The 14,022-nt window shown below is 70.1% G+C and carries 10 protein-coding genes; 3 read left to right on the forward strand and 7 right to left on the reverse strand.

The window, feature by feature from the left end; all coding sequences use genetic code 11:
* Positions 1-60: 60 nt before the first annotated feature.
* The 4 genes from ACWDR3_RS17625 to ACWDR3_RS17640 form a co-directional block, all read right to left on the reverse strand.
* Entirely contained in the window at positions 61-3,888 is a 3,828-nt protein-coding gene (locus ACWDR3_RS17625; protein ID WP_450353389.1) for a multifunctional oxoglutarate decarboxylase/oxoglutarate dehydrogenase thiamine pyrophosphate-binding subunit/dihydrolipoyllysine-residue succinyltransferase subunit, read from the reverse strand.
* A 291-nt stretch (positions 3,889-4,179) separates the two neighbouring features.
* Positions 4,180-5,292: a HAMP domain-containing sensor histidine kinase gene (locus tag ACWDR3_RS17630; RefSeq protein WP_123997790.1), complete on the reverse strand. Its 1,113-nt coding sequence runs from the start codon at positions 5,290-5,292 to the stop codon at positions 4,180-4,182.
* The gene (locus tag ACWDR3_RS17635) at positions 5,289-6,026 is read right to left on the reverse strand and encodes a response regulator transcription factor (protein ID WP_123997789.1); all 738 of its coding nucleotides are present in this window, start codon (positions 6,024-6,026) and stop codon (positions 5,289-5,291) included. Before ACWDR3_RS17635 ends, ACWDR3_RS17630 begins: the two co-directional genes overlap by 4 nt.
* Positions 6,027-6,157: 131 nt before the next feature.
* On the reverse strand, positions 6,158-6,835 hold the full coding sequence (locus tag ACWDR3_RS17640; protein ID WP_450353390.1) for a spermidine synthase: 678 nt from the start codon (positions 6,833-6,835) through the stop codon (positions 6,158-6,160).
* Between the two features lie 157 nt (positions 6,836-6,992).
* On the opposite strand from ACWDR3_RS17640, the gene ACWDR3_RS17645 reads away from it, so the two are divergent.
* Positions 6,993-7,823 carry a rhomboid-like protein gene (locus tag ACWDR3_RS17645; RefSeq protein WP_450353392.1) on the forward strand — a complete coding sequence of 277 codons (831 nt, stop codon included), beginning with the start codon at positions 6,993-6,995 and terminating at the stop codon, positions 7,821-7,823.
* 21 nt (positions 7,824-7,844) lie between these two features.
* Here the strand turns inward: ACWDR3_RS17645 and ACWDR3_RS17650 are convergent, their stop codons facing one another.
* A complete protein-coding gene (locus ACWDR3_RS17650; RefSeq protein WP_450353394.1) occupies positions 7,845-8,486 on the reverse strand; it encodes a GNAT family N-acetyltransferase in 642 nt (213 codons plus the stop codon).
* 205 nt (positions 8,487-8,691) lie between these two features.
* Here ACWDR3_RS17650 and lon point away from each other — a divergent pair, with 205 nt between their 5' ends.
* Positions 8,692-11,118 (forward strand): endopeptidase La, encoded by a 2,427-nt coding sequence (gene lon / locus ACWDR3_RS17655; protein ID WP_450353395.1) that lies wholly within the window; start codon positions 8,692-8,694, stop codon positions 11,116-11,118.
* 97 nt (positions 11,119-11,215) lie between these two features.
* Here the strand turns inward: lon and ACWDR3_RS17660 are convergent, their stop codons facing one another.
* The gene (locus ACWDR3_RS17660) at positions 11,216-12,052 is read right to left on the reverse strand and encodes a lysozyme (RefSeq protein WP_450353396.1); all 837 of its coding nucleotides are present in this window, start codon (positions 12,050-12,052) and stop codon (positions 11,216-11,218) included.
* A gap of 393 nt (positions 12,053-12,445) precedes the next feature.
* Here ACWDR3_RS17660 and ACWDR3_RS17665 point away from each other — a divergent pair, with 393 nt between their 5' ends.
* Positions 12,446-12,856 carry a MarR family winged helix-turn-helix transcriptional regulator gene (locus ACWDR3_RS17665; RefSeq protein WP_450353435.1) on the forward strand — a complete coding sequence of 137 codons (411 nt, stop codon included), beginning with the start codon at positions 12,446-12,448 and terminating at the stop codon, positions 12,854-12,856.
* A gap of 6 nt (positions 12,857-12,862) precedes the next feature.
* Here the strand turns inward: ACWDR3_RS17665 and ACWDR3_RS17670 are convergent, their stop codons facing one another.
* A complete protein-coding gene (locus tag ACWDR3_RS17670; RefSeq protein WP_450353397.1) occupies positions 12,863-13,648 on the reverse strand; it encodes a protein phosphatase 2C domain-containing protein in 786 nt (261 codons plus the stop codon).
* Positions 13,649-14,022 lie beyond the last annotated feature (374 nt).

Raw genomic sequence — 14,022 nt, forward strand, 5'->3', positions numbered from 1 at the left:
CGGGAACGGGCCCTTCTGTCAAACGTGTTGAGGCCTGTTCAGAAGCTCACGCCTCCGACATCACGCCTCGAACACCTCACGCACCAACTGCTCCTGCTCCGACTGATGCCGCTTCGCCGACCCCACCGCCGGCGACGACCCGTGCGGACGGGAGATCCGCCGCAGCCGCTCACCGTGCGGAACATCCGCGCCGACCGCCAGGTCCAGGTGGTCGATCAGGTTGAGGGCGATGAACGGCCAGGCGCCCTGGTTCGCCGGCTCCTCCTGGGCCCACAGGTACTTCTCGACGTTCGGGTACTTGTTGACCTCCGCCTGGAGCTCCGCACCCGGCAGCGGGTACAGGCGCTCGACGCGGATGATCGCCACGTCCGTGATGCCGCGCTTGGTGCGCTCGGCCTCCAGGTCGTAGTACAGCTTGCCCGCGACGAAGACGACCTTGCGGACCGCGGCCGGGTCCACCGTCGAGTCGCCGATGACCGGGCGGAACTGACCCGACGTGAACTCCTCCGTCTTCGACGCGGCGGCCTTGAGGCGCAGCATCGACTTCGGCGTGAAGACCACCAGCGGCTTGTGGTGCGGGTTGTGCACCTGCCAGCGGAGAAGGTGGAAGTAGTTCGACGGGAGGGTGGGCATGGCCACCGTCATGTTGTTCTGGGCGCACAGCTGGAGGAAGCGTTCCACGCGCGCGGACGAGTGGTCCGGGCCCTGGCCCTCGTAGCCGTGGGGGAGGAGCAGGGTCACACCGCTCGTCTGGCCCCACTTCTGTTCCGCCGCCGAGATGTACTCGTCCACCACCGTCTGCGCGCCGTTGACGAAGTCGCCGAACTGCGCCTCCCACATCACGAGGGCGTCGGGGCGGGCCAGCGAGTAGCCGTACTCGAAGCCCATGACCGCGTACTCGGAGAGGAGGGAGTTGTAGACGTTGTAGCGGGCCTGCTCCTCCGCGAGGTACTGGAGCGGGGTGTACTCCGCACCCGTCTCACGGTCGATCAGGACCGCGTGCCGCTGGCCGAAGGTGCCGCGCTGCGAGTCCTGGCCGGAGAGGCGGACCGGGGTGCCCTCCAGGAGCAGCGAGCCGACGGCCAGCGTCTCGCCCATGCCCCAGTCGATCGTCCCGTCCTCGACCATCGCCGCCCGGCGCTGCAGCTGCGGCAGCAGACGCGGGTGTACGTGGAAGTAGTCCGGGATGTTGACCTGGGACTCGGCGATCCGCTTGACGGTCTCCGCGGAGATCGCGGTGTTCACGGCGACCGGGAACTCCGCCTGCGGGTCCGAGACCGGGCCCGCGCTCGGCTGGGCGGTGACGGCCTCGCGGACCTCCGTGAAGACCTTCTCCAGCTGGCCCTGGTAGTCCTGGAGAGCCTGCTCGGCTTCCTCAAGGGTGATGTCGCCCCGGCCGATCAGCGACTCGGTGTACAGCTTGCGCACTGAGCGCTTCTTGTCGATCAGGTCGTACATCAGGGGCTGGGTGAAGGCCGGGTTGTCCGACTCGTTGTGACCGCGGCGGCGGTAGCAGATGAGGTCGATCACCACGTCCTTGTTGAACGCCTGACGGAACTCGAAGGCCAGGCGGGCCACGCGGACCACGGCCTCCGGGTCGTCGCCGTTCACGTGGAAGATCGGGGCCTCGATCATCCTCGCCACGTCCGTCGCGTACATCGACGAGCGCGAGGACTCGGGGGCCGCCGTGAAGCCGACCTGGTTGTTGATGACGATGTGGACCGTGCCGCCGGTGCGGTAGCCGCGCAGCTGCGACATGTTCAGTGTCTCGGCCACCACGCCCTGGCCCGCGAAGGCCGCGTCACCGTGCAGGGCGACCGGCAGGACCGTGAAGTCCGTACCGCCCTTGTTGATGATGTCCTGCTGGGCGCGCGCGATGCCCTCGATGATCGGGTCGACCGTCTCCAGGTGGGACGGGTTCGCGGCCAGCGAGACCTTGATCTGCTCGCCGTCCAGGCCCGTGAAGGTGCCGTTGGCGCCCAGGTGGTACTTGACGTCGCCGGAGCCGTGCATCGACTTCGGGTCGAGGTTGCCCTCGAACTCGCGGAAGATCTGCGCGTACGACTTGCCGACGATGTTGGCGAGCACGTTCAGGCGGCCGCGGTGGGCCATGCCGATGACGACCTCGTCCAGGCGGGACTCGGCGGCCGAGTCCAGCACCGCGTCCAGCAGCGGGATGACGGACTCGCCGCCCTCCAGGGAGAAGCGCTTCTGGCCGACGTACTTCGTCTGCAGGAAGGTCTCGAAGGCCTCCGCCGCGTTCAGGCGGCGCAGGATGCGCAGCTGCTCCTCGCGCTCAGGCTTGGTGTGCGAGCGCTCGATGCGGTCCTGGATCCACTTGCGCTGCTTGGGGTCCTGGATGTGCATGAACTCGATGCCGGTGGTGCGGCAGTACGAGTCGCGCAGCACGCCGAGGATGTCGCGCAGCTTCATCAGGGACTTGCCCGCGAAGCCGCCGACCGCGAACTCGCGCTCCAGGTCCCACAGGGTGAGCCCGTGCTCGGTGATGTCCAGGTCGGGGTGCTTGCGCTGGCGGTACTCCAGCGGGTCGGTGTCGGCCATGACGTGGCCGCGGACCCGGTAGGAGTGGATCAGCTCGAAGACGCGGGCGGCCTTGGTGACGTCGTCGTCGTGGCTGGCGTCGATGTCCTTGAGCCAGCGGACCGGCTCGTAGGGGATGCGCAGCGCCTCGAAGATGTCGTCGTAGAAGCCCTGCTCGCCCAGGAGGAGGTTGGCGACGATCCGCAGGAACTCGCCGGAGGCGGCGCCCTGGATGACCCGGTGGTCGTAGGTCGACGTGAGCGTCATGACCTTCGAGATGCCGAGCTTGTTGAGAGTGTCCTGGCTCGTGCCCTGGAACTCCGCGGGGTAGTCCATGGAGCCGACGCCCATGATGACCGACTGACCGGGCATCAGACGCGGCACCGAGTGGACCGTGCCGAGGCCGCCGGGGTTGGTCAGGGAGACCGTCACGCCGGTGAAGTCGTCCATGCCCAGCTTGCCGTCACGGGCACGGCGGACGATGTCCTCGTAGGCCTGCCAGAACTCGAAGAAGTTCAGCGTCTCGGCCTTCTTGATGCCCGCGACGACCAGCTGGCGGTCGCCGTTGGGCTTCACCAGGTCGATGGCGAGGCCGAAGTTGATGTGCTCCGGCTTGACCAGGGTCGGCTTGCCGTCCTTCTCCGCGAAGGAGTAGTTCATCGACGGCATGGCCTTGATGGCCTGCACCATCGCGTACCCGATCAGGTGCGTGAAGGAGATCTTCCCGCCCCGGGCGCGCTTGAGGTGGTTGTTGATGACGATGCGGTTGTCGAAGAGCAGCTTCACCGGGACCGCGCGCACGGACGTGGCCGTGGGCACCTCCAGCGAGGCGTTCATGTTCTTCGCGACGGCGGCGGCGGGGCCGCGCAGCGTCACCAGCTCCGGACCCTCCGCGGACGCGGGCGCGGCCTGGGCGGCCGGCTTGGCCGCGGCGGGCTTCGCCTGAGCCTGTGCGGGAGCCGTGGCCGGCTTCGCGGCCGGGGCCGCGGCAGGCGCAGTGGCTGCGGCCGCGGGCTTCGGGGTCGCGGGGGCCGGCGCGGGAACCGCCGGGGCGGCCGCGGCCGGCGCGCTGGGCGCCGCCGGAGCGGGAGCCGGATTCGTCGGGGTGGTCGCTACGGCCCCCGCGGCCGCAGTGCCCGCCGGAGCCGGGGCGGCAGCGGCGCCCGGCTTGTAGTCGGCGAAGAAGTCCCACCAGGCTCGGTCCACCGAGTTCGGATCCTGGAGGTACTGCTGATAGATCTCGTCGACGAGCCACTCGTTGGGCCCGAACGCAGCCGCGGGATTCTTACCCGCGGCTTGGTCGGACTCGGTCGAGATGGTCGAGTTACTGGGGGACTGTGACGACACGGCGGCAACCGCCCTCTTCCGCTTCACAAGGTGATGGACAGCGGGAATTAAGGCTACGCCCCCATGACCGCGAAGGTCAGGCCGGGCCGGTTCATCGTCGTGTAAGTCACACCGGAAATCGTGTTTCGGGCCGTGAAATGGCGGGAAACAAGCGTGGTTCCGCTCCGGAACGGGGTGGCCGGAACACGCGAACGCAGGCCCTGCGCACCGAACGGGCGGGCCTGTCGCAGATCACACGTGCCCGTCAGCGCGGACGCACCTGGATCTTGAAGTTCCGGATTGGACTTTACGTCAACTTGGTACGGAAGTCTCTCCCGGAAGGGTGACGAGGATCCGGCAGCCCCGCTCGGATTCGGCCACGCCGATCCGGCCGCCGTGCAGATCCACGGCCCAACTGGCGATCGCCAGCCCGAGTCCCGTACCCCCGTCGCTGCCCGGGCCCTTGGAGGTGCCCGCGCCGCCCCGGTTGAAGCGCTCGAAGACCCGGTGCCACTCGGAGCGCGGGATGCCCGGACCCTCGTCGAGGACCTCCAGCTCCAGCGACTCCGGCAGCGTCCCGCGCCGCGCCTTCACGACCACCCGGCCGTGCGCCGGGCTGTGCTTGACCGCGTTGTCGATGAGATTCGCCACGACCTGGTGGATCCGCTCCGGGTCCGCGTGCGCGGTCAGCTCCGGCGGCGAGACGTCGAGGTGCAGATGGACGTCGGTACGGGTGTGACTCCCGGAGCCCGAGGCGATGCCCGCGCGCGCGGGCACGGCCATGTTGGCCTCCTTCAGCACGCCCGAGAGGTACGGCCACACCTCGAAACGCCGCTTGCGCAGCGGTACGACGCCGTTGTCCAGGCGGGACAGGTCGAGCAGCGTCTCCACCAGCCGCCCCAGGCGCTCCGTCTGCTTCAGGGCCGTGCGCATGGTCTCGGGGTCGGCGGGCGAGACGCCGTCCACGATGTTCTCCAGGACCGCCCGCAGGCCGGCGATGGGCGTGCGCAGCTCGTGCGAGACGTTCGCCACCAGCTCCTTGCGCTGCCGGTCCTGCGCCTCCAGCTCGTCGGCCATGACGTTGATCGTCTGGGCCAGGTCACCGAGCTCGTCGCGCCGGTTCTCGCGCACCCGGCGCGTGTAGTCGCCGTGCGAGATGGACCGGGCGACCGTGTTCATGTCGTCCAGCGGAGCCGTGAGCGAATGGGCCACGAACTGCGTTATCAGCAGTGTGGCGATCATCGAGAAGACCGTGATGAAGCGGAGCTCCGTCTTGGTGTGCACCGCGATCATGGACAGACCGGTGGTGATCAGCACCGAGATGACGACGAGGCCGCCGAGCTTGGTCTTGATCGAGAACGGGCGTACGCCGCCCCAGGGCTCTTCCCCGGGGCTCCTCCGTGCGGTCGGCCGCCCGTCGCTCATGGCGTCGGCGTCTCCAGCGCGTAGCCCACACCGTGCACCGTGCGGATCCGCTCGGCGCCGATCTTCCGGCGCAGCGCCTTGATGTGGCTGTCGACGGTCCGGGTGCCGGAGGCGTCCGCCCAGTCCCACACCTCGGCCAGCAGCTGCTCACGGGAGAGCACCGCGCGCGGGGTGTTGGCCAGGCAGACCAGCAGGTCGAACTCGGTGGGCGTGAGGTGCACGTCCTCACTGCGCACCCGCACCCGGCGCTGTGCGTGGTCGATCTCCAGCTCGCCCAGGCGCAGGATGCCCGAGCGCGGGGTGGACGCGGCCACCACGGCCCGCTCCACCCGGCGCAGCAGGACGTGCACGCGCGCGGCCAGCTCGCGCATCGAGAACGGCTTGGTCATGTAGTCGTCGGCGCCGACCCCGAGCCCGACCAGCATGTCGGTCTCGTCGTCGCGCGCGGTCAGCATCAGCACCGGCACCGGGCGCTGGGCCTGCACACGCCGGCAGACCTCCAGGCCGTCGAAGCCGGGCAGCATGATGTCGAGGATCAGCAGATCGGGCTGCCAGGCCTCGGCCGTGTCGACGGCCGACGGGCCGTCGCTCGCGGTCTGCACGACGAAACCTTCGGCGCGCAGGCGGGCCGCGATGGCGTCGACGATCGTCGGGTCGTCCTCGACCACCAGCACCCGGCGCTGTGCGCCCGGGGTCGTCGCCGTGCCGTTGTGTGCGGTGTGTGTCTGCTCCATCGCCCGCCCCTGAGTTGCTTTCCGGAATCCGTGGGGTGATCCGTTGACTGCCCATGCCTGGGCATGCTTGCGATTGACGCTTGAATGATCCGCGCCAGGGCAGCAGGGTACGGGGAGTAACGGTGCCACGGCTATCCAGGTCGGACAGCGAGGTGCACGACGTCCGGAACTCCCCGGGCAACCGGGATCTCTTCGGTACGCACCCGTTGGAACCCGGCATTCCGCAGTGTTCCTTCAAATTCCGGAGAGGGCTGCGCCGACCACACCGCAAGCACCCCACCAGGCCTCAACACCCTTGCGCAGCCTGCGAGTCCGGCCTGCGAGTAGAGCCCGTCATTGCCCTCGGTGACGGTCCAGCCGGGTCCGTTGTCGATGTCCAGGCACAGCGCGTCATACGTGTCGCAAGTCTCATTGACGTGATCGAGGAGATCGGTCTCGGCGATCCGGGTGCGCGGATCGGCGACCGCCTTGGCCGAAATATCGGACAGCGGCCCGTCCAGATGCCAGTCCACGACCGCGCGCTCCCGCTCCACGACCGTGATCGCGCCCCAGCGCGGGTTCGCTGCCGCGTGTGCGAGCGAGAAGCCGACGCCCAGCCCGCCGATCAGCAGCTCCGGCCGCTCCCGATCGTCCAGCGCGCCGAGCGCCGCGTCCACCAGCAGCCGCTCCGAACGGCCGTCCGAGGTGTCCATCAGGAAGCACCCGTTGGCGATGATCTGCAGCAGCTCGCCGTGCCGACGCAGTACGACCTCGCCGTACGGTCCCTCGCGCCGGTCCAGGACCACGGGGCTGTCGTAGAAGGTGGTCATCGGCCCATCCTGCACGAACTCGGCTTTACGGCCACGGGAATTAACGGTTGACCACCCATGTCCAGCGGACGCCCGGGAAGCCTGAGAGGTTCCTGAGAATCGCCTCCCGCGTGGCGTCGGTCATAGACAGCGGGCCAGGGGGCGTCGAAGGCTGGGGGTGAAACGGAAGGAGCGCCTCACCGTGGAACCCTCCGCACCGGCCGACGCGAAGGCCTCCGGCCTGCTGGACGGAATGCCGCGACAGCGGAGTCGCTGCGCCGCGTCCACCGGTGACATGGACGGGGCGCCGGTACGGATACCCCCGGCGAAAGCCCTTCGCGTCCCGCGCGTCTGGCGGCTCCTGCCCACCCCCACCGGCACACCGTTCACTTTCTTCTTCGCGGTGGTCCTGGCCCTCACGTCGCTGATCGTCGCCGACGCGGCACCCTCTCTTGTGCACGCCCTGCACCAGGGCTCCAGCACGGACGTGGCCCACCTCGTACGCACCCCGATGCTGGTGCTGCTGACCAGCGCACTGTGGATCGCGGGCGGGATCGTGACCCCGTACGCCGTCCTCTTCCTGCTTGTCCTCACCGCGTTGGAGCGGCGGATAGGCGGGGCGCGTACGGCGGTCGTCTTCCTGACCGGGCACATCCTGGCGACCCTCGCGACGGAGGTCCCGGTGGGGCTCGCGGTGCTGGTCGGGCACCTCCCGGACAGCTCGCTGCACCGGATGGACTACGGCATCAGCTTCGGCGTCGCCACGTGTGTCGGCGCCCTGGCCGGGCTGGTGTCCCCGTGGGTGCGGTGGCCGTTGGTGGTGCTGTTCGGCGGAATGCTGATCGAGGACCTGATCGAGTTCACGGATCCCCTGACGAACTGGGGGCACGTGTTCTCGCTCGCGATAGGGCTGGCGATGTGGCCGGTGGTTCGCCGGTGGCGGGTCGCTGGGCGCTCTACTGGGCTGCCGCGTTCTGTTGTCGGACGGCTGCCGGCGCGTCGTGGCTGATCGCGCAGTTCCCCGCGCCCCTTAGGCCGTGAACTTGGCGCTTGTCAGGAGGGCGGCGGTGGTCCAGCCGAGGTGCTCGTACAGTGCTCGGCCGTCGGGGGTGCCCGCGAGGACGCCTGTCTCTGCGCCCTGTTCGGCCGCGGTCGCCTGCAACGTGCGTACGACCAGGCCGCCGAGGCCCTTGCGGCGATGAGTCGGGGCCGTCTCCACGCGGTCCACGACGGCGGTCGGCCCGCTGACGCCGATCTGCCCGCGTGCGGCGAGGGCGCCGTCCGGGGCCGTGACCAGTGCCTGGGTGACGGGGCCATGGGTCCAGGTGCGCACGCGGTAACCGTCAGGCGCGGCCGGCGGTGCGTCCCGGGTCAGCGGTACGGACATCAGGAACCCCGCGTTCGGGTCGACCCACCACTCCGGGCCCAGCCACCCCCGTACCAGCGCCGGATCTGCGAACACCTTCAGCCAGACGCCGTACCCCGTCACGGAGTCCGCCACCTTCCGGACGACGGCCTCATCGATGTCGTCACCGATGGTCCCGAGCACCCTCCGGGAGACCTGCTCGACCTGCCCCACATCGACGCTCCACCCCCACGGCTCCTCGATGGGCGGCGCGGCTCCGCGCGACAGAACCCATCCGTCCACCCAGGCGCGTACAAGATCGTTCACAGTGCAGCCTCCGGGAACATCTCAGCCCGTCCGGCGTTTGAGGACAAGGCCCCTTCAGGGCCGATGCGGGGGTCTGGGGGCGGCGGCCCCCAGTAAACGTCCAGCTCAACGCCCGTTTGCTCACAGCGAACGCCATCCCGGGAACATCCGCGAAGCGCCACGCATTGAGTCGGCATAGCTCAACTTGAATGCCGAAGGGGAGATCATGGCTTCGACGTCCACACCGCTCACCCTGCCCGTGCTGCCGCTCGACGGCGAGGTCGTGCTGCCCGGCATGGTGGTTCCGCTGGACCTGAACGACACCGATGTACGTGCCGCCGTGGAGGCCGCGCAGGCCGCCGCCCGGAATGAGCCGGGCAAGCCTCGCGTGCTGCTGGTTCCACGTATCGATGGCACCTACCCGAGCACCGGCGTGCTCGGCACCGTGGAGCAGGTCGGCCGGCTGGCCGACGGCGACCCCGGTGCCCTGATCCGCGCCCGCGGCCGGGTGCGGATCGGCGCGGGTACCACCGGACCGGGTGCCGCCCTGTGGGTCGAGGGCACCCGGATCGAGGAGACCGTGCCCGAGCCGCTGCCCGGTCACGTCACCGAACTGATCAAGGAGTACAAGGCCCTCGCCACCGCCTGGCTGCGCAAGCGCGCCGCCTGGCAGGTCGTGGACCGCGTGCAGGCCATCGACGACGTGGGCCAGCTCGCCGACAACTCCGGTTACTCGCCGTTCCTCACCACCGAGCAGAAGATCGAGCTGCTGGAGACCAGCGACCCGATCGCCCGTCTCAAGCTCGCCACCCAGCAGCTGCGCGACCACCTCGCCGAGCAGGACGTGGCCGAGACGATCGCGAAGGACGTCCAGGAGGGCGTCGACAAGCAGCAGCGCGAGTTCCTGCTCCGCCGCCAGCTGGAGGCGGTCCGCAAGGAACTGCGCGAGCTGAACGGCGACTCCGCCAAGGAGGGCGAGGAGTCCGACGACTACCGCGCCCGTGTGGAGGCCGCCGACCTGCCCGAGAAGGTCCGTGAGGCCGCGCTCAAGGAGGTCGAGAAGCTGGAGCGGTCCAGCGACCAGTCCCCCGAGGGCTCCTGGATCCGCACCTGGCTGGACACGGTCCTCGAACTGCCGTGGAACGAGCGGACCGAGGATCAGTACGACATCCGGGGCGCCAAGGCGATCCTCGACGCCGAGCACTCCGGCCTGGAGGACGTGAAGGAGCGGATCACCGAGTACCTGGCGGTGCGCAAGCGCCGTACCGACCGCGGTCTGGGCGTCATCGGCGGCCGGCGCGGCGGTGCCGTCCTGGCCCTCGTCGGCCCGCCCGGCGTCGGCAAGACCTCGCTCGGCGAGTCCGTCGCGCACGCCATGGGCCGCAAGTTCGTCCGCGTCGCCCTCGGCGGCGTCCGTGACGAGGCGGAGATCCGCGGCCACCGGCGTACGTACGTCGGCGCGCTGCCCGGCCGGATCGTGCGGGCCATCAAGGAGGCCGGTTCGATGAACCCGGTCGTCCTGCTGGACGAGATCGACAAGGTCGGCTCGGACTTCCGCGGCGACCCGGCGGCCGCCCTCCTGGAGGTCCTGGACCCGGCGCAGAACCACACCTTCCGCGACCACTACCTGGAGGTCGAGCTCGACCTGAGCGACGTGGTCTTCCTGGCGACGGCCAACGTGCTCGAAGCCATCCCGGAGGCCCTCCTGGACCGGATGGAACTGGTCCGGCTGGACGGCTACACCGAGGACGAGAAGGTCGTCATCGCCCGCGACCACCTGCTCCCGCGCCAGCTGGAGCGGGCCGGTCTGAACAAGGACGAGGTGGTCATCGACGAGAGCGCCCTGCGCAAGCTCTCCGGCGAGTACACGCGCGAGGCGGGCGTCCGCACCCTGGAGCGCTCCATCGCACGGCTGCTCCGCAAGGTCGCGGCGCAGCACGAACTCGGCGAGCGGAAGCTGCCGTTCACCGTCACGGACGAGGACCTGCGCGCCCTGATCGGCCGCCCGCACCACGTCCCGGAGTCGGCGCAGGACCCGGCCGAGCGCCGTACGGCGGTCCCGGGTGTCGCCACCGGTCTCGCGGTCACCGGAGCCGGAGGAGACGTCCTGTTCGTCGAGGCGTCCCTCGCCGACCCGGAGACGGGCGCGGCGGGTCTGACCCTCACCGGTCAGCTGGGCGACGTGATGAAGGAGTCGGCGCAGATCGCCCTGTCCTTCCTGCGCTCGCACGGAGCCGAGCTGGAACTGCCGGTCGCGGACCTGAAGGACCGCGGTGTGCACATCCACTTCCCGGCGGGCGCGGTCCCCAAGGACGGCCCGAGCGCCGGCGTCACCATGACGACGGCCCTGGCGTCGCTCCTGTCCGGGCGGTTGGTCCGCACGGACGTGGCCATGACGGGCGAGGTCTCGCTGACCGGCCGGGTGCTCCCGATCGGCGGCGTCAAGCAGAAGCTGCTGGCCGCGCACCGGGCGGGCGTCACCACCGTCATCATCCCCAAGCGCAACGAACCCGACCTGGACGACGTCCCCGCGGAGGTCCTGGACAAGCTCGACGTCCACGCCGTGACCGACGTCCGCCAGGTCCTGGAACTGGCCCTGTCGCCGGCCACCAACGGCGCGGAGACGGAGTCGGAGGTTCCGGTGGCGGCGTGACGGACGGCATCGGATAGGGAAAGGCCCGGGTCCCGTGAGGGAGGCCCGGGCCTTTTTCTCGCGCCGTCTTCTCGCGCTCTCCTGTGCCGTGCGCGCCTCAGCCGTTGGCCAGCGCCACCACCCGGTCAAGGGCCCCGTTGAACTTGTCGTGGTCGCCGACGGTCGGTCCGGACGACGTGTACTGCCACATCGTGTAGTAGCTCCACCCGGCCGGCAGCGTCCCCGGGGCGGTGGCGTACCGGGCGATCCAGAGCGGGTTGGCGGTGGCGAAACCGGCGTAGTCGCCGGTGCACTGGGTCCACCAGCTGGTGGCCGTGTAGATGACGGCGTCACGGCCCGTGCGGGCCTTGTAGGTGTTCAGGAAGTCGGCGATCCAGCTGACCATGGCGCCGGTGGTCTTGCCGTAGCAGGCGGCGCCGTAGGGGTTCCACTCGATGTCGAGGACGCCGGGGAGGGTCCTGCCGTCCCGGGACCAGGCGCCGCCGTGGTCGGCGAAGTAGTTCGCCTGGGTGGCACCGCTCGTGGTGTCCGGGGTGGCGAAGTGGTACGCGCCGCGGATCATGCCGACGTCGTAGGAGCCGTTGTACTGCTGGGCGAAGTACGGGTTCGTGTAGTACGTGCCTTCCGTCGCCTTGGTGTACGCCCATCGGACCCCGCTGCTCCACAGGGTCGCCCAGGCGACGTTGCCCTGGTAGCCGGAGACGTCGACGCCCTCGGTCTGGGTGGCGTCACCGGGAACCGGCGTGCCCGCGCTGCCGTCGTGGGAGAGGACGCCGATGCCCATCCGGGCGGAGCCCCGGGCGGGGGTGTCGGCGGCGGAGGCCGGGACGGCGAGGACGACGGTCAGGGCGGCGAGCAGGAGTCCGGCGAGGAAGGTGAGGGCGGTGGGGGAGAGGCGTCTGGGGCGGGCCGATCCGGGTCCGTGCACGGGCATGGCGTGCCTCCGAAGGCTCGGTGATGCTCGGTGGGGGGACGTGCGCGTGCGTCGGCGTCCACTGGCGTGGGCATGCCAGTCAAGGCCTGGTGAAGAAGCTACGCAGGTGGCCGAGCAGGTGGGAAGAGGGGCCAGAGGCTGCCGTTGGTCTAGCCCTGCGAAATACTTGCCGAGCTGCGGCGACAACAGTGTTCGGCGGAAACTTTCAGGACCGGGAAACCCCGGAACAGCAAGGCAGGGGCTGACGTGGACGAAGGCACAATCGGTGACGAACACCGTGTGGAGGCACAGGCGGCACCGAGCGGCGCGGACCAGGAGCACCTCTCCGCACCGAGCGGCGCCGACCAGGAGCACCTCTCCGCACCGAGCGGCGCCGACCAGGAGTACCTCTCCCTGGAGCGCGAACTGACGGTCCTGCTCCGGCGTGCCCGGGCCAGCCAGGGCGAGATGGCCCGCGAGGTCCACCCCGACCTGGAGACCGCCGCGTACGGCCTCCTCGTACGCCTCGACGAGCGCGGCCGGCAGCGGGCGACCGAGCTGGCGGCCTACATCGGCGTCGGCAAGGCCACCATGTCCCGCCAGCTGCGCGCCCTGGAGGAGCTCGGCCTGATCGCCCGCGAACCCGACCCCGCCGACGGCCGCGCCTGGCTGGTCGACCTCACCGAGGAGGGTCGCGGCCGGGTGGCCAAGGTCCGCGACGCCCGCCGCGCCCGGTACGTCAGCCAGCTCGCCCACTGGGACCGACGGGAGGTCTCCGAACTGGCCCGGCTGCTGGCGCAGTTGAACCGGCAGGTGGAGAAGTAGCGCCCCTCACAACTCCGCGAACACCACCGTCGCGTCGTCGTGCGTCTTGCTCCGCCGCAGGAACACCCGCTCGGTGTCCGCGACTTCGAGGGCCCGCACCCGGGCGACCAGCGCCGCGGGACCCTCCTTGCGGACGAACCTGAAGCAGTCGTCCCAGTCGCCCTCGTGGAACTTCTCCACCCAGCGGGTGGCCCCGTCGGTGAGGGCGACCAGGGTGCGCACCTCGGTGCGGGGGAGTACGCCCGTCACCGCGCGTTCCGCCACCGAGGGATCCGTGGCCGCCGTGAAGAAGCCGCCCTCCTTGTTGCGGACCGTGGAGTCCACCAGGGCGTCCGTGGCCAGGCTGGAGCGGGGGAGGCGGGCGATGCGGTCGTCGAGGAGCGGGGTGACCGAGCCCGTCGGGGACTCGACCAGGAGCGCGGAGTCCGACAGGACCAGGTACTCGACCGACTCGGCCGACCAGCGGGCGAGGACCACTGTGGCCTGTGGGGTGCGTGGGTGAGAAAGGTCACAGGTGTCCGCGTGGGCCGCCGCCGTGCGGGTGATCGCGCGGGACAGGGCCTCGGCGAGCGGAACATCCGGGAGGGAAACGGTCAGTTCGGTCAGCGCACCGCCGAGGCGGGCCGTGAACCAGGGGACGGAATGCAGACACCCCGTGCCGTCCCTCGGCGGTGTCACCCCGTCCAGGACGACGAGTGCGCCGCCCTGGCCGGAGGCGGGCAGCGTGATGCTCGCGAAGTCCTCGTTGGGGCGGGCCCGATCGCCGGGTTCCGATACAAGTTCCGTACGCATCCGGCCAGTCTGCACGACGTCTTCACAGGCTTCACCAAAGGCTGGCACAGGTCGCCGAGTTGACACACTCGCGCAGGTCAGAAGCCAGTTTTGGGGTGGAATCCGGTGATCGCGGAACGCGTGGCGGCACATAGTGCCACCGCCCGCCGCCGACGTCCAACCGGCCCGCCGTGGGCGGCCGTTCGAGGTGCCGGAGGAACTTGCCCGCCAACTGCCCTCCGATGTTCACTCCTTCGGGTGGCGGGTCCGGTGATGCGCGACCACTGCCCACCGGCACTGGGAGGGTCGGGGACCGGTGGGGGCACCCCCTGCGCCCGCCCGGCCGGGAGCATGGGGGAGGGTGTACGCACAGTCGGCGGGAAGTGACGTGACGT

Source organism: Streptomyces sp. NPDC001002 (genome assembly GCF_053599215.1).